This window comes from Amycolatopsis sp. NPDC004625 (assembly GCF_040609695.1).
Classification (GTDB): domain Bacteria; phylum Actinomycetota; class Actinomycetes; order Mycobacteriales; family Pseudonocardiaceae; genus Amycolatopsis.
Genome location: NZ_JBEXKX010000003.1, coordinates 338,683 through 357,002, shown reverse-complemented (window position 1 = coordinate 357,002; position 18,320 = coordinate 338,683). Strand labels below are relative to the sequence as shown.

18 protein-coding genes are annotated in these 18,320 nt (G+C 72.5%); 13 read left to right on the top strand and 5 right to left on the bottom strand.

The window, feature by feature from the left end; translation table 11 throughout:
* Positions 1 to 117 precede the first annotated feature (117 nt).
* Entirely contained in the window at positions 118 to 1,095 is a 978-nt protein-coding gene (locus tag ABZW17_RS05330) for a GlxA family transcriptional regulator (protein WP_354809862.1), read from the bottom strand.
* Between the two features lie 98 nt (positions 1,096 to 1,193).
* Between ABZW17_RS05330 and ABZW17_RS05325 the strand changes: the two genes are divergently transcribed.
* The 4 genes from ABZW17_RS05325 (at position 1,194) to ABZW17_RS05310 (ending at position 6,006) form a co-directional block, all read left to right on the top strand.
* The gene (locus tag ABZW17_RS05325; RefSeq protein ID WP_354809860.1) at positions 1,194 to 1,898 is read left to right on the top strand and encodes a DJ-1/PfpI family protein; all 705 of its coding nucleotides are present in this window, start codon (positions 1,194 to 1,196) and stop codon (positions 1,896 to 1,898) included.
* Between the two features lie 106 nt (positions 1,899 to 2,004).
* Positions 2,005 to 4,938 carry a BTAD domain-containing putative transcriptional regulator gene (locus tag ABZW17_RS05320; RefSeq protein WP_354809858.1) on the top strand — a complete coding sequence of 978 codons (2,934 nt, stop codon included), beginning with the start codon at positions 2,005 to 2,007 and terminating at the stop codon, positions 4,936 to 4,938.
* A gap of 90 nt (positions 4,939 to 5,028) precedes the next feature.
* A complete protein-coding gene (locus ABZW17_RS05315; RefSeq protein WP_354809856.1) occupies positions 5,029 to 5,538 on the top strand; it encodes a hypothetical protein in 510 nt (169 codons plus the stop codon).
* An 87-nt stretch (positions 5,539 to 5,625) separates the two neighbouring features.
* Entirely contained in the window at positions 5,626 to 6,006 is a 381-nt protein-coding gene (locus ABZW17_RS05310) for an SPW repeat protein (protein ID WP_354809854.1), read from the top strand.
* On the opposite strand, the gene ABZW17_RS05305 is transcribed toward ABZW17_RS05310, so the two are convergent.
* The 4 genes from ABZW17_RS05305 to ABZW17_RS05290 are packed head-to-tail and all read right to left on the bottom strand — an operon-like array spanning position 5,996 to position 11,517.
* On the bottom strand, positions 5,996 to 7,063 hold the full coding sequence (locus tag ABZW17_RS05305) for a DNA polymerase ligase N-terminal domain-containing protein (RefSeq protein ID WP_354809852.1): 1,068 nt from the start codon (positions 7,061 to 7,063) through the stop codon (positions 5,996 to 5,998). The two genes, ABZW17_RS05310 and ABZW17_RS05305, sit on opposite strands and share 11 nt — an antisense overlap.
* A gap of 55 nt (positions 7,064 to 7,118) precedes the next feature.
* Entirely contained in the window at positions 7,119 to 9,128 is a 2,010-nt protein-coding gene (locus ABZW17_RS05300; RefSeq protein ID WP_354809850.1) for an ABC transporter ATP-binding protein, read from the bottom strand.
* Complete coding sequence (locus tag ABZW17_RS05295) at positions 9,125 to 10,858, bottom strand: ABC transporter ATP-binding protein (RefSeq protein WP_354809848.1); 1,734 nt, start codon at positions 10,856 to 10,858, stop codon at positions 9,125 to 9,127. The genes ABZW17_RS05300 and ABZW17_RS05295 overlap by 4 nt, the downstream gene beginning before the upstream one ends.
* Positions 10,852 to 11,517, bottom strand: a complete 666-nt coding sequence (locus ABZW17_RS05290; protein ID WP_354809846.1) for a TetR/AcrR family transcriptional regulator — start codon at positions 11,515 to 11,517, stop codon at positions 10,852 to 10,854. Before ABZW17_RS05290 ends, ABZW17_RS05295 begins: the two co-directional genes overlap by 7 nt.
* 344 nt (positions 11,518 to 11,861) lie before the next feature.
* On the opposite strand from ABZW17_RS05290, the gene ABZW17_RS05285 reads away from it, so the two are divergent.
* The 9 genes from ABZW17_RS05285 (at position 11,862) to ABZW17_RS05245 (ending at position 18,298) form a co-directional block, all read left to right on the top strand.
* A complete protein-coding gene (locus ABZW17_RS05285; protein WP_354809844.1) occupies positions 11,862 to 13,124 on the top strand; it encodes an ATP-binding protein in 1,263 nt (420 codons plus the stop codon).
* Positions 13,121 to 13,558, top strand: a complete 438-nt coding sequence (locus ABZW17_RS05280; protein WP_354809842.1) for a roadblock/LC7 domain-containing protein — start codon at positions 13,121 to 13,123, stop codon at positions 13,556 to 13,558. Before ABZW17_RS05285 ends, ABZW17_RS05280 begins: the two co-directional genes overlap by 4 nt.
* Positions 13,559 to 13,581: 23 nt before the next feature.
* Positions 13,582 to 13,956, top strand: a complete 375-nt coding sequence (locus ABZW17_RS05275; protein ID WP_354809910.1) for a DUF742 domain-containing protein — start codon at positions 13,582 to 13,584, stop codon at positions 13,954 to 13,956.
* Positions 13,931 to 14,557, top strand: a complete 627-nt coding sequence (locus ABZW17_RS05270) for an ATP/GTP-binding protein (protein ID WP_354809840.1) — start codon at positions 13,931 to 13,933, stop codon at positions 14,555 to 14,557. The genes ABZW17_RS05275 and ABZW17_RS05270 overlap by 26 nt, the downstream gene beginning before the upstream one ends.
* A gap of 23 nt (positions 14,558 to 14,580) precedes the next feature.
* On the top strand, positions 14,581 to 15,807 hold the full coding sequence (locus ABZW17_RS05265) for a styrene monooxygenase/indole monooxygenase family protein (RefSeq protein ID WP_354809838.1): 1,227 nt from the start codon (positions 14,581 to 14,583) through the stop codon (positions 15,805 to 15,807).
* 74 nt (positions 15,808 to 15,881) lie between these two features.
* Entirely contained in the window at positions 15,882 to 16,769 is an 888-nt protein-coding gene (locus tag ABZW17_RS05260; protein WP_354809836.1) for a Ku protein, read from the top strand.
* Positions 16,770 to 16,883: 114 nt separating this feature from the next.
* Positions 16,884 to 17,093, top strand: a complete 210-nt coding sequence (locus ABZW17_RS05255) for a hypothetical protein (protein WP_354809834.1) — start codon at positions 16,884 to 16,886, stop codon at positions 17,091 to 17,093.
* Positions 17,094 to 17,336: 243 nt separating this feature from the next.
* Positions 17,337 to 17,666: a metalloregulator ArsR/SmtB family transcription factor gene (locus ABZW17_RS05250; protein WP_354809832.1), complete on the top strand. Its 330-nt coding sequence runs from the start codon at positions 17,337 to 17,339 to the stop codon at positions 17,664 to 17,666.
* The gene (locus ABZW17_RS05245; RefSeq protein WP_354809830.1) at positions 17,663 to 18,298 is read left to right on the top strand and encodes a cation transporter; all 636 of its coding nucleotides are present in this window, start codon (positions 17,663 to 17,665) and stop codon (positions 18,296 to 18,298) included. Before ABZW17_RS05250 ends, ABZW17_RS05245 begins: the two co-directional genes overlap by 4 nt.
* The last annotated feature ends 22 nt before the right edge of the window (positions 18,299 to 18,320 follow it).

Genomic DNA, 18,320 nt, shown 5'->3' with positions numbered 1-18,320 from the left:
CCCGCGCCCGCACCGGGCCGCCCCCGCCGCCCGGTTCCTCCCGCCATCGCCCGAACTCGTGTGATCAGCCGGGCATCTCGCGTGTCTGGGCGGGCATCTCGCGTGATTGGAGGGGCATCAGCCGTAGGACTGGCGGACGTGGACGCGGCGGTAGGCCGACGGCGGGGTGTCGAAGTGGTCGAGGAAGGCCTGGCGCAGTGTCTCCGTCGAGCCGAAGCCGCAGCGGCGGGCGATCGTGGCCAGCGGGAGGTCGGTGCCCGACAGCAGGCGCGCCGCCTGCTCGGTGCGGATCGTGCGGACGTAGCGGCCGGGGGTCGTGCCCAGGTGGGCGTCGAACAGGCGGGTCAGCTGGCGGGTGCTGAGGCCCGCCCGCGCCGCCAGGGCCGGGGTGCCGAGGTCGGCGTCGAGGTGCTCGGCGATGTACGCCGTCAGGTCGCGGACCTCGCGGTGCTCCGGCGGCGGCCCGGCCAGGAACAGGCTGACCTGCGCCTGGTTCCCCGGCCGCTGCAGGTACGTCACCAGCGCGCGGGCCGCCTCGCGGGCCAGGGACGGCCCGTGGTCGGCCTCCACCAGCGACAGCGTCAGGTCCAGGCCGCTCGTCACGCCCGCCGCCGTGTAGACGTTGCCGTGGCGGACGTACAGCGGCACCGGGTCGACCGTCACCGACGGGTAGTCGCGCGCCAGGCGCGCCGCGTACCGCCAGTGCGTCGTCGCGCGGCGGCCGTTGAGCAACCCCGCCGCGGCCAGCACCTCCGCGCCCGTGCACACCGACGCCACCCGGCGGCTGGTGCGGGCGAGCCGCCGGACGTGGGCCAGCACGCGCTCGTCGGCCGCCGCGGCCGTGCTGCCCCAGCCGCCCGCGACGACCAGCGTGTCGAGGTCGCCGGCGACCTGGTCGAGGCGCAGGTGCGGCTGCAGGGTCAGGCCGGAGGCGGTGGTGATGCCGTGGCCGTCGACCGAGGCGAGCCGGAGCTCGTACGGCGGGCGCGCGCCGAGCCGGTTCGCGGCGTCGAACACATCGGCGGGGCAGGCGATGTCCAGCAGCTCGGCGTCGGCGTAACCGACGATCGCGACCCGTCTGGGTGAGCCTGGCATGATCGAACGCTAGCAGCCGGACCGGCGTTGGGACGCGGTTCGCAGGAATCGGGACATCGGCGTCCGCTCCCGGCCGCGGCGCCGCCAAGGTCGGGACCATGACCGATGACCGCAAGACCATCGCCTTCGTCGTGTACCCCGGCCTCACGCCGCTGGACCTCGTGGGCCCGCTGCAGGTGCTCAGCGCGCTCGGGCAGCTGGACCCGCGTTACCGGACCGTCGTCGTCGGCGCCACGAAGGACACCGTCGGCACCGACACCCCGCTGCGGATCGCCCCGAGCCACACCTTCGACGAGGTGCCCTCGCCGTTCGCCGTGCTGGTGCCCGGCGGGACCGTGCCGACGCTGCACGCGATGGCGGACGAGCACCTCCTCGCCTGGCTGCGCACGGCCGCGCGCAGCGCCGAACTCCTGACGTCGGTCTGCACCGGCTCGCTCGTCCTCGGCGCGGCCGGGCTCCTCGACGGCCGGCGGGCGACGACGCACTGGATGTTCCGCGACCTGCTGCCCGGCCTCGGCGCGACCCCGGTGGCGCGGCGCTGGGTCGAGGACGGCCCGGTGATCACCGCGGCGGGCGTCTCGGCGGGCATCGACCTCGCGCTGCACCTGGCCGAACGCCTCGCCGGACCACAGGTCGCGAAGAACATCCAGTTCGTCATCGAGTACGACCCCGAGCCACCGCAGGGCGGCCTGGACTGGGCGGACCAGCCGTACGGCGACCTGAAGCCGTTGCGGGAGCACACCTTGCGCGAAGGGCTGGCGCGGCAGCCGGACCTGCTGGCGAAACTGCTCCCGTACGCGTGAGGACGAACGTCGTCGGCCATCCGGGTGAGCGGGGTTCCGCCGCGGCGCCGGACGGTTAGATTCAGCTCGCTCGATCAGGTGATCTCGCGGGTGGGGTGTTGTAGCCGTGCGGTTCCAGGTCCTCGGCCCGATGACGGCCACCGTCGCACTGCCGTCGGCGGCCCAGCCGCGGCGGCTGCTCGCCGTCCTGCTCGCCCGCGCCGGCCGGTTCGTCGGCCGGGACACGCTGGTCGACGAGCTGTGGCCGGACGGCGCGCCGCCGAGTGCCGCGGCGATCGTCCAGGTCACCGTGTCGAAGCTGCGCAAGACGCTCTCGCCCGGCCTCGGGGCCGCCGAGGCCGGGCAGCGGCTGCGGTCCGGGCCGCGCGGCTACGCGCTGACCCTCGAACCGGGGGAGCTGGACGCCGACGACTTCCTGGCGCTGCTGTCCTCGGGGGCCGACGACCGGGCGCAGCGCCGCCGCGCGCTCGAACGGGCCCTCGCGTGCTGGCGCGGCGACGCGTTCGCCGACGTCCCGGGCGGGCCGCTGCTGGAGGCGCACAAGCTGTGGCTGGAGGACCGGCGTTCGGCGGCATTGCTGCAGCTGGTCGAGCTGGAGCTGGCCGACGGCGACGGCCGGTCCGTCGTCGAACGGCTCGACCCGGTGGTCGCGGCGCGGCCGGCGGACGAGGTGTTCGCGGCCCGGCTCGCCGCCGCGCTCGGGGCCGTCGGCCGCCGTGAATCGGCCCTGGAGGTGCTCCGCCGGACGCGGCGGGCGCTGTGGGACGAGGCGGGCGTGTGGCCGGGCGCCGACCTCACCGCGGTCTACCGCCGGATCGCCGGCACCGAGTGGACGACGCCGGGGCCGCCCGCCCAGCTCCCGCCCGCGGTGCCCGACTTCACCGGCCGCGCGGCCGAACTCGCCGACGTCGCCCGCGCGCTGCGCGGCCCGGCCCCGGTCGTGCTGCACGGCGCCGCCGGGGCCGGCAAGTCCGCGCTGGCCGTCCAGGCCGCCTGGCGGGCCCGCCGCCGGTTCCCCGACGGCCAGCTGACCGCCTCGCTGCGCACCGAGGACGGGACACCGGCCGACCCGGCGGCCGTGCTGGCCGGGTTCCTGCGCCGCCTGGGCGCGACCCCGGCGGAACTCGCCGACCGCGCCGGGCTGGCCGGGCTCTGGCGCGGCCACACCGCCGACCGGCGGCTGCTGGTACTACTCGAAGACGCCGCGTCCGAGGCCCAGGTGCGGGCGCTGCTGCCGAGCGGGCCCGGCTGCGCCACGCTCGTCACCGCCCGCCGGGAGCTGCCCGGGCTCTGCGGCGCGCGGGCGGTCCCGGTGCCCGAACTGTCCACAGAGGACTCCTGGGCGCTGCTGGCGGCGATCGTGGGGGAGTCGCGCCTGCAGGCGGAACCCGAGGCCGCACAACGAGTTCTCGGCCACTGCGCGGGGCTCGCGCTCGCCGTCCGGATCGCCGGGGCGAAGCTCGCGGCGCGCCCGGGCCGGCGCGTCGCCGACCTCGCCGCGCGCCTGGCCGACGAGCGCCGCCGGCTCGACGAGCTGTCCGCCGGCGACCTCAGCGTCCGTTCCGCGGTGACGTCGGCGCTGCGCGGCGCCGACGTTCCGCTGCTGAGCCTGCTCGCCGCGTTCGGCACCACCGTCCCGGACTGGTGCGCGGCGGCCCTGCTCGACCGGCCCCTCGACACCGCCCGCGACCGCCTCGACGACCTCGCCGCCGCCCACCTGCTGGACCCCGCCGGGTCGCGGTGGGCGGTGCCCCCGTTCGTGCGGCTGGTGCTGGCGGAACACCCGGTGGAAGCCGACCGGGCCGCGCTGCGCCGCGCCTGCGAGACCGCGCTCGCCTACGCCGAACACGCCCGCGGCCGTCCGGCGCCCGGGCTGCCCAAGCCGGATCCGGCGACCGCCCGGCGGATCGCGGCCGACCCGGCCGGGGAGACCGCCCACCTGGCCGCCGCCGCCCGGCTGGCGGGCGGGCACGGCTGGCACGACCTGACCGAACGGCTCGCCGACGCCTGCACCGCGCTGGCGGGCACGCCGTGGCTCGGCCACGCCGCCCGGGCCGTCTCGGTGCTGAGCCTGGCCGCGGCCCGCCGCCGCCGTGACCCGCGCGCGGAGGCCGAGAAGCTCTACAACCTCGGCGCCGTCCATTCGCAGCACGGCCACTGGCACCGGGCGCAGAACTACTTCGTCATGGCCGAGCACCGCTACCGCGCCCTCGACGACCCGCGGGGCACCGGCGCGGTGCTGGCCGCGCTGGCCGACGTCCACCTCGACGGCGGCGACCCGCGGGCCGCCGAGGCCGAGCTGCGGGAAGCTCTCGGCCTGCTGCGCGCGTGCGGGGACCGCCGCGGGCAGGCGGCCGCGGCGGCGCAGCTGGGCTCCCTGGCCGAGGACGTCGGCGACGTGCGGCGCGCGGTCGAGAGCTTCGAGGTGAGCATGCTGCTCGCCCAGGACTGCGACGACAGCCGCGGGCACGACCGGGCCGCCAAGCGCTACGCCGACGTCCTGCGCCGCCACGGCGGCCACGACCGGGCGGCCGACCTGCTCACCGGCGCGCTCGGCGGGGCCGTGAGCACCCGCGAGCGGCACTGGGAGGCGCACGTCCTGCGCAGTCTCGGCGACCTGCACACCGACGCCGGCGAACCCGCCGACGGGCGGCACTTCCTGACCCGGTCGCTGACGCTGTTCGAGCAGATCGGGCACCGGCACGCGGCCGCCTACACCCACCGCAGCCTCGCCGAGGCCTGCCGCCGCGCGGGCGATCCGGCGGGCGCGCGGCGGCACCTGCTGGTCGCGCTGGGCGTGTTCCGCGAGCTGCGCGACCGCCGCGGCGCCGGGTACGCGCTGCTCGGCCTCGGGCGGACGGAGGCGGGCGACGGCGCTCCCGCCGAGGCGGCGCGGCTGCTGCGCACCTCGGCGGGGCTGTTCCGCGAGCTCGGGTTCCCGCTGTGGGAGCTGCGGGCGCTGCGGGAACTCAACGCCGTCAGCAGTGCCGCCCCGGACCGGGACCGGACTCGTGAAGTCTTGACGAAGATCAGGATCTGACCCTGCCGCGCGGCGGGGTCGTTTGGCGAAGTTATGGCCGGCCCGATTTGGCTCGCGGGCGTCCGGATCGCCTTACGAGGGAGACAACGCATGCGGGGACAACGGATGCTGGCGCGGGTGGCACTGGGGCTGGCCGCGGCCGCCGCGACGGCGGTGTTCGCCACCATCGGCACCGCGTCGGCGACCGTCGAGGTCACCAAGCTCACCCAGGCGCAGGCCGCGTCGCAGCTGTCCGCGGCCGGGGTGACGCACTCGTCGAGCGGGAACTGCACCACGCGGTCCAACTCGACGTGCACGTCCTACGAGCAGATCAACCAGACCACCGTCACCGGCGTCATCACGCTGAAGCGGGCCAGCGGCTGCGCGATCAACATCACCGGCGGGACCGAGGTCGGGCACGCGTCGGGCACCTACAGCCACTACAACGGCTACAAGGTCGACATCTCGCACAACAGCTGCATCGACGCCTACATCAAGAACACCTTCGGCTACATCGGCCTGCGCGGCGACGGCTACCCGCAGTGGAAGGCGGCGTCCGGCAACCTCTACTGCGACGAGGGCAACCACTGGGACATCACGTACTACACCTGCGGCTGCTGAGGGCCGGGCCTGCCGGCTTCGAGGGCAGCGGGCAGGCCCGGTTACCGGCCGCGACGGCCGGGTACCCCTCCGGACGGAGGTGCGCAGATGACATCCACCGGCACACCCGTCGCCCGGCGCCGCACGGCAGTGGCCGGCGCGGCGGCGGGTCTCGTCCTGCTGGCCGGGCTCTACCTGGTCATGGCCCCCTGGCTCACCGGCTTCGGCGGGGCGGGCGTCCTCGCGCTGAGCGACACGCTCGTCGGCCTGGTCCTGATCGCGCTGGCGATCGCCCGCACGGCCACCCGGCGGCTCGCGCTGATCGGCTGGGTCGTCCCGGTCCTCGGCGCGTGGGCCGCGGTCTCGCCGTGGCTGCTCCGGCACGCCGGGGAGACCTCGCCGTCGACCGGTGCCCTGGTGGGCAACGTCGTGGCAGGCTTGGTGGTCGTCGTGGCCGGCGTGGCGTTGGCCCGCCGGGTCAGTTCCTGATCAGCAGCCAGTCGCCCGGGCCGCCGCCCGGGCGGTACGGGCTGTCCGCCCGCTTCGCGACGACGCCGGGCAGGCCGTGCTGCCGGCTGGCCCCGGCGACGGCCTCGCCGCCGCCCAGGTAGTAGCGCGGCACCTGCCAGTGCCGGTCCTCGACCGCCAGGCCGTCGAGGAGCTCCCGGCGTTTCGTGTACGGCAGGTCCAGCGTGGCCCGCCCGTCGAGGTGCAGGACGTCGGCGGCGAAGTAGAACACGGGACTGCCGGCCTTGAGCCGCTTGGCGGCCGCCCCGTCGGCCCGGCGGCGCCCTTCGAGGCCGTCCGGGTACGGCTTGCCGTCCTTCACGACGACGACTTCCCCGTCCAGCAGCACTTCCGTCGACCCGAACTGCTCGCCGAGCTTGTGCAGCTCGGGGTAGCGGCCCGTGACGTCGGCGCCGGTCTCGTCGTGCGCGGTGACGCGGCCGCCGCAGACCAGCAGCATCGTGCGCAGGCCACCCCAGGCGAATTCGTAGGCCCACGCGTCGTCGTCCGGCGGCAGGTCACCGGGGACCGCCGTCATCGGCTCGAGGAACTCGGGTGCGTCTTCGTGGCCCGGTTCGGCCGGGTCGAGGCGCCGCAGCGTCCAGTCACGGTCGTCCTCGTCGTGCCGGTTGGTGAACAGGTACTTGCCGCGCGCGCGTTCGCCGTGGAAGACCACCTCGACCTTGTGGTCGTTCCAGTGCAGGGTTTCGTACTTCCCGGTGTCCCACACGGTCATCCGGCCGCCGCCGTACTCGCCCGCCGGGATTTCGCCGGAGAAGGTGAGGTACTCCATGGGGTGGTCTTCGGTGTGCACGGCGAGCCGCGGCACGCCGGGGGAGAGGGGCAGGCCCTTCGGCACCGCCCACGACACGAGGACGCCGTCGCGTTCGAGCCGGAAGTCCCAGTGCAGCCGGGTGGCGTGGTGTTCCTGGATGACGAAGAGGTCGTCGTCCCCGGGGACGGGCGGCCCGTCCGGCCAGGGTTCGGAGGTGCGGTCGCGGGCCCGCTTGCCGCGGTACTCCTCGAGTCTGTCCGCCATGGGTGCCCCGGTACCCCTTCCGCTCTAAGAGCTTCCAGGGTACCGGGGCGGGACCTCAGTCCGTTTCCGCCATCGCCTCGGCGAACTGCGCCGCGTACAGCCGCGCGTACGCACCACCGCTGCCCAACAGCGTCTCGTGGTCGCCCTGCTCGACGATCTGCCCGTGTTCCATCACCAGGATCACGTCCGCGTCCCGGATCGTCGACAGGCGGTGGGCGATCACGAAGCTCGTGCGGCCGCTGCGCAGCTCGTTCATCGCCCGCTGGATGAGCACCTCGGTGCGGGTGTCGACCGAGCTGGTCGCCTCGTCCAGGATGAGGATGACCGGCTTGGCCAGGAACGCCCGCGCCACCGTGATCAGCTGCTTCTCACCCGCGCTGACCGTGCCGCCCTCGTCGTCGAGCACCGTGTCGTACCCGTCCGGCAACGTCCGCACGAACCGGTCCACGTACGTCGCCTGCGCCGCCTGGACGATCTCCTCGCGGCTCGGGTCGTCCGCGCCGTAGGCGATGTTCTCCGCGATCGTGCCGCCGAACAGCCACGCGTCCTGCAGCACCATGCCGGTCTGGTCGCGCAGCTCTTCGCGGTTCATCTTCGCGATGTCGACGCCGTCGAGCGTGATCCGCCCGCCGTCGAGTTCGTAGAACCGCATCAGCAGGTTGACCAGCGTCGTCTTGCCCGCACCCGTCGGGCCGACGATCGCCACCGTCTGCCCCGGTTCCACGGTCAGCGAGAGGTCGTCGATCAGCGGCTTGTCCGGCAGGTAGCGGAACGAGACGTCCTGGAACTCCACGCGCCCGCGGATCACCTCGGGCCGTTCCGGCGAAGCCGGCTCCGGGTCCTGCTCCTCGGCGTCGAGCAGCGCGAACACCCGCTCGGCCGAGGCGACGCCGGACTGCAGCAGGTTCGCCATGCTGGCGATCTGCGTCACCGGCTGGCTGAACTGGCGCGAGTACTGGATGAACGCCTGCACCTCGCCGAGCGTCAGGCTGCCCGACGCCACGCGCAGCGCGCCGATCACCGCCACCAGCACGTAGCTCAGGTTGCCGATGAACATCATCGCCGGCTGGATCATCCCGGAGATGAACTGCGCCCGGAAGCTCGCCTGGTAGAGCGTTTCGTTCTGCTTGTCGAAGATCGCCGCGGACTCGTCGCGGCGGCCGAACACCTTGACCAGCGAGTGCCCGGTGTACATCTCCTCGACGTGCGCGTTGAGCTTCCCGGTCGTCGACCACTGCTTGATGAAGTTGGGCTGCGCCCGCTTGCCGATCTTCGCCGCCACGACCGCCGACAGCGGCACCGTGACCAGCGCGATGGCCGCCAGCAGCGGCGAGATCAGGAACATCATGACCAGCACGCCGATCACCGTCAGCAGCGACGAGACGATCTGCGACAGCGTCTGCTGCAGCGACATCGCCAGGTTGTCGATGTCGTTGGTGACGCGGGAGAGCACCTCGCCGCGCGGCTGGCGGTCGAAGTACTTCAGCGGCAGCCGCGCGAACTTCTCCTCGACCTCCTGGCGCAGCCGGTACACCGCGTGCTGCACCAGGGTCGTCGTCAGCCGGGCCTGGATCAGGCCGAAGAACGACGAGATGACGAACAGCGCCAGCACGGTCAGCAGGATCTGGCCGACCCTGTCGAAGTCGATGCCGACCCCGGGCACCAGGTCGACCCGGCTGTAGATGTCGGCGAGCGTGCCGTCGCCGCGGGCCCGCAGGCCGGCGACGATCTGCTCCTTGGTGACCCCCGGCGGCACCTGCTTGCCGAGCACGCCGGCGAGGATGGCGTCGGTGGCCTGGCCGAGGATCTTCGGCCCGATCACGGTCAGCGCGACGCTGGCCGCCCCGAGCACGAAGACGCCGACGAGCGCGGCCTGCTGCGGCCGGAGCAGCTTCAGCAGCCGCTTGAGCGATCCCTTGAAGTCGAGGGCTTTTTCCGGTGGCGCGCCGCCACCCATGAAGCGGGCTCCCGGTCCGGCCGCGGCCCCGGCGTTGCGGTGCCGTTGCGCGGTCGGGCGTTCGCCGGCGTCGGTGACGGCGGCTTTGGGCGTCTCCGTGGTGCTCACGCCGCCTCCTGCTCGGTCAGCTGGGACAGCACGATCTCCCGGTAGGTTTCGTTGCCGTCCATGAGTTCGTGGTGGGTGCCGGTGCCGACGACGCGGCCTTCGTCGAGGACGATGATGCGGTCGGCGCCCCGGATCGTGCTGACCCGCTGCGCCACGATGACCACCGTCGCCTCCGCCGTCTCCGACACGAGGGCGCGGCGCAGGGCCGCGTCGGTCGCGTAGTCCAGGGCCGAGAACGAGTCGTCGAACAGGTAGATCTCCGGTTTGTGCACCAGCATCCGGGCGATCGCGAGCCGCTGCCGCTGACCGCCCGAGACGTTCGTGCCGCCCTGGGCGATCGGCGCGTCCAGGCCTTCGGGCATCGCTTCGACGAAGTCCTTGCCCTGCGCCACTTCCAGCGCGTGCCACAGCTCTTCGTCGGTCGCGTCCGGGTTGCCGTAGCGCAGGTTGCTCGCCACCGTGCCGGCGAACAGGTACGGCTTCTGCGGCACGAGCCCGACCGTGCGGGCGAGCACCGCCGGGTCGAGGTCGCGGACGTCGACGCCGTCGACCTTCACCGTGCCGGCGGTGGCGTCCATCAGCCGGGGGATCAGGTTGAGCAGCGTGGTCTTGCCGGTGCCGGTCGACCCGATCACGGCGGTGGTCTCACCCGGGCGCCCGATCAGCGAGATGTCGCACAGCACCGGCTTTTCCGCGCCGGGGTAGCGGAACTCGACGCCCGAGAGCTCCAGGTGCCCGTGCACCGCGCCGGGCCGGATCGGCGTCACCGGCGGGCGCACGCTCGACTCGGTGTCGAGCACCTCGCTGATCCGCTCGGCGCTGACCTCCGCGCGCGGCACCATCATGAACATGAACGTGGCCATCATGACGGCCATCAGGATCTGCAGCAGGTAGGACAGGAACGCCGTCATGGCGCCGATCTGCATGCTGCCGGAGTCGATGCGCTGGCCGCCGAACCACAGCACCGCGACGCTGGACACGTTCATCACCAGCATCACGATCGGGAACATCAGGGCCATCAGCCGCCCGACCCGCAGCGAGACGGTCAGCAGCTCGTCGTTCGCGACGTCGAAGCGCTGCCGTTCGTGCTTGTCGCGCACGAACGCCCGGATGACCCGGATGCCCATGATCTGCTCGCGCAGGATCTGGTTGATGCGGTCGATCCGGACCTGCATCAGGCGGAACGCGGGCCGCATCTTGGCGATGATGACCCCGACCGAGACCGCGAGCACGGGCACGATCACCAGCAGCAGCGACGACAGCGGCACGTCGAGGTTCAGCGCCAGGATGATGCCGCCGACGCACATGATCGGCGCGGACACCATCAGGGTCAGCGTCATCAGCACCAGCATCTGGACCTGCTGGACGTCGTTGGTGGTGCGGGTGATCAGCGACGGCGTGCCGAACTGGCCCACCTCGCGGGCCGAGAAGTCCTGCACCCGGTGGAAGACCCCGGCGCGGATGTCGCGGCCGATCGCCATCGCCGTGCGCGCGCCGAAGTAGACCGCGCCGATCGAGCCGGCGATCTGGGCCAGCGTGACGGCCAGCATCACCGCGCCGATCCGCAGGATGTAGGCCATGTCGCCCTTGATCAGGCCGTTGTCGACGATGTCGGCGTTCAGCGTCGGCAGGTAGAGCATGGCGATCGTCTGCACCAGCTGCAGCACGACGATCACCCACAGCGTGCCCCGGTACGGGCGCAGGTGGCTGCGCAGGAGCTTGACTAGCACAACGGTTCCCCCAGTGGAGTGGTGGTGTTCGGGTCGGGTGTTCCTTCGGTGCCACCGGTCAGGGTCGGCATCCCGGCGGCCAGCTCGTCCAGCAACCGCTCCAGGGTCGGCAGGAGCAGTTCACCTTCGGTCGTGAACCAGTTGACGAAGGCGACGCGGACGGCGCTTTCCACCGAGGAGGCCATCAGCCGGCACAGCAGGTGGTCCACACCGCCCACCCGTTTCGCGATCGTCTCGGCGAGGACCCGCTCGACCGCCGCGTGGGCGTTCAGGAACTCGCCCCGCAGCATGAGCTGGCCCATCAGCTCCCGGATACGGGCAACATACGCGCGATCCGGCTCGCCTTCACGCGAATATTGCTCGAGCACGGCCTGCTTGACGGACTCCCAGAGCGGTTCCCCCGCCGGCCGGGCGAGCAGGGCCTCGCGCATCCCCTCGTGGCGGTCGACGACCACGGCGCAGACCGCCTGCTCCTTGCTGGAAAAGTAGTTGTTGAACGTGCGGGCGGAGACGCCGACCTCGGTGGCGATGTCCTCCACCCGGACGTTGTCGAGCCCCCGCTCCAGCGTGAGCCGCAGCGCGGCCTGCGCGAGCGCCCGGCGGGCCTCGCGCTTCTTCCGCTCCCGCAGGGTGAGCGTCGGGAGTTCGTCCGGTGGCATGTGCAGAGTGTAGCGAAAAACTTGCGTGCCCCGCAAAAAATTGCGTGGCACGCAAGTTTGGGACGAACCGGACATTGCCTGGTTTGCGGGTCCGTTCGGCCTCGGCTGCGGAATCCGGCCGTGTGCGCTGTGTTGCGGGGTGCAAAATGCAAAATTGAACCGAATGGCCTAATCCACTGCGCTCACCAGCAGCGACGCCCGCCCTTCGCGATCACGCACCGCGATCGTACGGGGACCGGCTGTGGACATCCCACGAACCTTTCTGCTTGCATGTCCCGCATCGCCGCCGGGGGTCGGCGCACACCGACGTTTCGCGTACCCGAGCAAGGAAGAAGTGGGACCACATGGCGAGCCGGGCCCGGGAACTCCTGGATCGATCACGCGTCCTGCTGGACCGCTCGCGCGTGGCCACCGCGCAGTTCCTCACCGCGCCCCCGAAGCACCCGGGCCACGCGCCCGCGGCCGGGCCGGCGATCGCGGAGCTGTCGCCGGCCCTCACCCCGGTGCCGGACGGCGAAGGCGTGCTGGCCGAGATCTGCGCCAGCGTCGCCCTGCGTGATCTGAACCTGCTCGACCAGCTGCTCGCCCGGCTGGAGGAGCTGGAGGCGGGGGAGGAGGACCACCACCGCCTCGCCGAGCTCTACCAGCTCGACCACCTCGCCACCCGGCTGCGCCGCAACGCCGAGAACCTGCGGGTGCTCGCCGGGCAGGACACCGCCGGGGACGCCGCCCGCGCGACCTCGGTGCTCGACCTGATGCGCGAGGCGATGTCCTCGATCAACCACTACGCCCGGATCACCATCGGCCGGGTGGTCAACCTCGGTGTCGTCGGTTTCGCCGCGGAAGACCTGGGCCGGGTGCTGGCGGAGCTGTTCGACAACGCCGCCAACCAGTCTTCGCCGAGTTCGCCGGTGCACGTGAGCGCCCACCTCACCGAGCAGGGCAGCGTGCTCGTCCGGATCGAGGACGAGGGCATCGGCGTCCCCGCCGACCGCATCGGCGACCTCAACGCGCGGCTCGCGGCGGGCGGCGACCTCGACGACGCCTCGGCGCGGCACATGGGCCTCGCCGTGGTCGCCCGCCTCGCCGCCCGGCACGGCGTCACCGTGCGGCTCGACCGGCGCAGCCCGCACGGCACGGTGGCCACCGTGCTGCTGCCGACCGGCGTCGTCACCGAGCTCGCCGAGCACGCCTGGTCGGGTACGCGCACCGTTTCCGTTCCGGGTGCGCGGGGCGGAGCCCCGGACGGCGCCGCGCCGATCGAGCCGGTCAAGGCCGTCCGCGAGCCGGCCACCGGCGTGCTGCCGCGCCGCCGCGCGCGGGACGAGCCGGAACCGCCGCCGCGGCGGCCCACCCCGCGCCCGCGGCCGGTCGAGCGGGCCGTCGGCGGAACCACGGCCCACGGCCTGCCGCGCCGTGTGCCCGGCAGCATCCGCGGCGCCGCCCCGGAACCGGCGCCACCGCCACCGCCGGCGGACGGCGGCGACCCGGCGGCCGGGCACGAGCGGCTGCTGGCCGACCTCGGCGCGTTCGCCGACGGCGAGCAGGCCGCGCTCGCGGAGCACCGCACCCGGCAGGACGAGACGCCCGGAGGAACCACCCGGTGAGCACGCCCCACCCGGCCACGGCGAACTTCACCTGGCTGCTCGACGATTTCGTGCGGAAGGTCCACGGCGTCAGCCACGCGCTGATCATGAGCGTCGACGGCTTCCCGCTCACCGCCTCGGACTCGGTCGGCGAGGCCGAGGCCGAACAGCTGGCCGCGATCGCCAGCGGCCTGCTCTCCCTGGCCGGCAACAGCGCGGCGCTGTTCGGGAAGGGCGCCTGCGAACAGATCATCATCCGGCTCACCCACGGCTACTTCCTGTTCATGGGCATCGGCTCCGGTGCCGGGCTCGCGGTGCTGACCTCGGGCGAGGCGGACATGAAGGTGGTCGCCTACGAGATGACCCAGTTCATCACCAACGCCGGGCACGCGCTCACCCCCGAGGTGCGCGCGGAGCTGCGGCAGGTGCTGACCGCCCGCCGGCCCCGGATGTGAGCCACGTGCCCGACCAGGATGTGATGCCCGTGTCCGGACCGGACACCCCGTTACCGCGCCGGAGCCGCCGGATCCGCGCGTACGCCCTCACCGGCGGCCGCACCGGCACCCGCTTCCAGCTGCTGGTCGAGACGCTGGTCTCGGTGCCGGCGTACGACCCGGCGCTGAGCGGCACGCTGATGCCCGAATCCCGCGCGCTCTACGAACGCGCGCGGGTGCGGTGCTCGATCGCCGAGCTGTCGGTCGGCCTGGACCTGCCGCTGGGCGTGGTCCGGGTGCTGATCGGCGACCTCGCCGCCCAGGGTGCGGTGTTCGTGCACCCCACCGCGCACGCCTACCACCACGACACCACCGTCCTCGAGAGGATCCTTGATGGGCTCAAGCGGCTCCCCGCCTGAGGGCGATCTGCTGACGATCTCCGCGAAGATCGTCGTCGCCGGGGGCTTCGGTGTCGGCAAGACCACCTTCGTCGGTGCGGTGTCCGAGGTGCCGCCGATGAGCAACGAGGCGTGGATGACCGAGGCCGGGGAAGGCATCGACGAGATCCCGCCCGGTGGCAAGTCGACCACGACCGTGGCGATGGACTTCGGCCGGATCACCCTGCGCCCCGACCTGCTGCTGTACCTGTTCGGCACGCCGGGGCAGGCGCGGTTCTGGTTCCTGTGGGACGACCTGAGCCGCGGTGCGCTCGGCGCCGTCGTGCTGGTCGACACCAGCCGGATCGACGAGTCGTTCGCGGCGATCAACTACTTCGAGAACGACTCGGACCTGCCGTTCGTGGTGGCGGTCAACCAGTTCGAGGGCAAGCCGGTGCACGACCTCGACGAGGTCCGCGACGCGCTGGCCCTCGACCCGGCCGTCCCGCTGGTCACCTGCGACGCCCGCGACCGCGCGTCGACGATCGCCACCCTGACCGAACTGGTCGGCCACACGTTGTCGCTGGCGGTGCTCTCCGGCCCGGCGGGCCGCGAGCTCGCCGGCAGCACCCCGCACGCCTGAAACCCCGGAAGGTGAAGAGTTCCATGCGCAAGGTCCTGGTGGTGGGCGCCGGGCAGTCCGGGCTGCAGCTGGCCCTCGGGCTGCAGGCGAAGGACTACGACGTCACGGTGATGTCCGCGCGGACACCGGAGGAGATCCGGGCCGGGCGGGTGATGTCGACGCAGTGCATGTTCCACGACGCGCTGCAGCACGAACGCGACCTCGGGATCAACCTGTGGGAGGCCGGGACGGTGAACGTCGAGGGCCTCGGCGTTTCGGTGGCCGCGCCGGACGGCGGCCGCGCGCTCGACTGGTTCGCCGAGCTCGACCACCCCGCGCAGTCGGTCGACCAGCGGGTCAAGATGGCCGGCTGGCTGGAGCTGTTCGAGGACCGCGGCGGCAAGCTCGTCATCCACGGCGTGATGACGTCCGAACTGGACGCCCTGTCGCGGCTCTACGACCTGGTGGTGATCTCGGCCGGCAAGGGGGAGCTGGTCCAGCTGTTCGACCGGGTGCCCGAGCGGTCGCCGTACACCCGGCCGATGCGTGCGCTCTCGCTGGTCTACGCCCACGGCGTGCAGCGGCGGCCGGAGCACCCGGACCAGGTGGGGGTGCGGTTCAACATCGTCCCCGGCGTCGGCGAGCTGTTCATGATCCCGGCGTACACGCTGAGCGGCAACTGCGACATCCTCTTCTTCGAAGGGGTGCCCGGCGGGCCGCTGGACTGCTTCGACGACCACCCGGGCCCGGACGAGCACTTCAAGCGCGTGCTCGACCTGATGCGGCAGTACGTGCCGTGGGAGTACGACCGCTGCCGCGAGGCGGAGCTGACCGACGCGAAGGCGACCCTCGCGGGCGGCTACCCGCCGGTGGTGCGCCACCCGGTCGGCACCCTGCCCGGCGGTGCCATCGTGCTGGGCATGGCCGACGTCGTCGTGGCGAACGACCCGATCACCGGGCAGGGCTCGAACAACGCGAGCCACTGCGCGGCGACCTACCTCGACGCGATCGTCTCCCACGGCGACCGGCCGTTCGACGCGGCCTGGATGGAAGCGACGTTCGAGCGCTACTGGGAGTACGCCCGGCACGTCACCGAATGGACGAACGCGCTGCTCCTGCCGCCGCCCCCGCACGTGCTCCAGATCCTCGGGGTGGCGGGGCAGAACCCGGCGGTCGCGCGGCGGTTCGCCAACGGATTCACCGACCCGGCGGACTTCCGGCACTGGTTCATGGACCCCGCACTCTGGGAGAAATACCTGGCAGAGGTCTAGATCAGACTGTCGCCGGGGGGCGATCCGAGCTACGGTAACTACCGAGAGTGAAGGCAACCTCGGAGGTACGTGGCATGCGGGCGATGTGGAAGGGCTCGGTGTCCTTCGGGCTGGTCAGCATCCCGGTCCAGCTGTACGCGGCCACGGAGAACAAGAACGTCTCCCTCCGGCAGGTGCACGAGGCCGACGGCGGCCGCATCCAGTACAAGCGGTTCTGCACGATCGACGGCCAGGAAGTGCCGTACGCCGAGATCGCCAAGGGCTACGAGCTGCCCGACGGCGAGATGGTGGTGATCACCGACGCGGAGATGGCCGAGCTGCCGCTGTCCACCCAGCGCACCATCGACGTGCTGGAGTTCGTGCCGCTGGAGTCGATCGACCCGATCCAGTACGACCGGACCTACTACCTCGAACCGCAGAAGAACGCGGTGAAACCGTACGTCGTGCTGCGGGACGCGCTGCACAAGTCGAGCCAGGTGGCCGTCGCGAAGGTGGCGGTCCGGCAGCGGGAGAGCATGGCGGTGCTGCGGGTGCACGCCGACGTCCTGGTGATGACGACCATGCTGTGGCCGGACGAGGTCCGCGAACCCGACTTCCCGTTCCTGCGCGACGACCCGCCGCAGATCCGGCCGCAGGAGCTGACCATGGCGGGGTCGCTGATCGACTCGCTGGCCGAGCCGGTGTTCGAGCCGGAGAAGTACCACGACCACTACCGCGAGGCCCTCGAAGAGATGATCGAGGCGAAGGTCGCCGGCGACGAGACGACCAAGCCCGCGGCCGTCACCGCCAAGGCCGACGTCGTCGACCTGATGGCCGCCCTCCAGGCCAGTGTGGACGCCGCCAAGAAGTCGCGTCAGTCCGCGTCGGAGGCGTCCTCTTCGGATTCCGATGCGTCCGAAGAGGACGAGAAGCCGGCGAAGAAGAAGCCGGCCGCCCGCAAGCGGGCCCCGAAGTCCGCCTGAGCCCGCCTGAGCCCGCCCCGGACGGGTGGTTGCGCCGACACGCCGCCCGGCTGCCGCGCCCGCGTGCTTCCCGGTCCTACCTTGGGGTGCACGAGCGCGGAAGGCGGTGCGGACATGGAGTGTGCTTCCTGTGACGCGGGGATCGATCACTGCCACGGCACGCTGGTGGTGCACCCGGAGCGCGGGTTCGCCGAGTGCACCGAACCGGCCTGCGTGGACGGTGACCGCGTCCGGCACGCGCTGATCGTCGACTGCCAGGGCATCGGCGGCGGGTGCGGCTGCGCCGCCGGGCCGCGGAAGTCCTTGCTGCGCCGGGTTTCCTGAGCCTCCCGCCAGGATCGTGCCGGCCTTCCCGCCAGGTTTCCGCGCCCGGCGGGAAGGCCGGCACGGCGTCAGGAAGCCGTCAAGGTCGTAACCCGATCGTGTATGCAGCTGTGTACACCGGCTTGGCGATGTGCTAACACTAACGAGGTCCTTCGGCTCTCCCTCCCCCTCGGAGCCGGAGGACCCCTTCATTTCCGCGGTGTCCGCTGTGGATACGTCAGTCTTGGATGTACAGTTCACTGCATGGTGACCTGTGAGACGCGCGAGTCGGCGCTGGCCCGGATCGGGCGCGCCCTGGCCGACCCGACCCGCTGCCGGATCCTGACCGCGCTGCTCGACGGCCCGGCCTACCCCGGGCGGCTGGCCGCGGACCTCGGGCTGAGCCGGCCGAACGTCTCGAACCACCTGTCGTGCCTGCGCGGCTGCGGGCTCGTCGTGGCCGGCTACGAAGGCCGTCAGGTGCGGTACGAAATCGCCGACGAACACCTGGCCCGCGCGCTGCGGGAGCTCGTCCAGGTCGTCCTGGCGGTCGAACCGCAGCCCGCGTGCGAGGACGAGGTGGGGGCGAGGTGACGTGCGCCGACGGCTGCTGCGCGCCGCCCGTGGTGGCGCCGGACCGCCGGGCGGCGCTGGTGCGCCGGGTGCGGCTGCTCGTGGCCGCGACCATCACCTACAACGTCGTCGAGGCGGTCCTCGCCCTCGGTGCCGGTGCCGCGGCGTCGTCCGGCGCGCTGATCGGCTTCGGGCTGGATTCGGTGATCGAGGTGGCGTCGGCGGCCGCGGTCGCGTGGCAGTTCTCCGGCCGTGACCCGGAAGCCCGGGAACGGCGGGCGCTGCGGGCGATCGCGATTTCGTTCTTCGCGCTCGCGATTTACGTGACGGCGGAAGCAGCCGGAACGTTTTTCACCGGCACGGTGCCGGAAACTTCGCGAACCGGAATCGTGCTCGCGGCCGTTTCTCTGGCGGTGATGCCGGCCCTTTCCGCGGCCCAGCGCCGGGCGGGGCGCGAGCTGGGGTCCGCCAGCGCCGTCGCGGATTCGCGGCAGACTTTGCTCTGCTCTTGCCTTTCCGCGGTGCTCTTGGCGGGCTTGCTGCTCAACGCCCTGTTCGGCTGGTGGTGGGCCGACCCGGCGGTCGCACTGGCGATCGCCGGGGTGGCGGTGCTGGAAGGCCGAACGGCCTGGCGCGGCCAGCATTGCTGCTGACGCGCCAGGCCGTGGCGGAGTC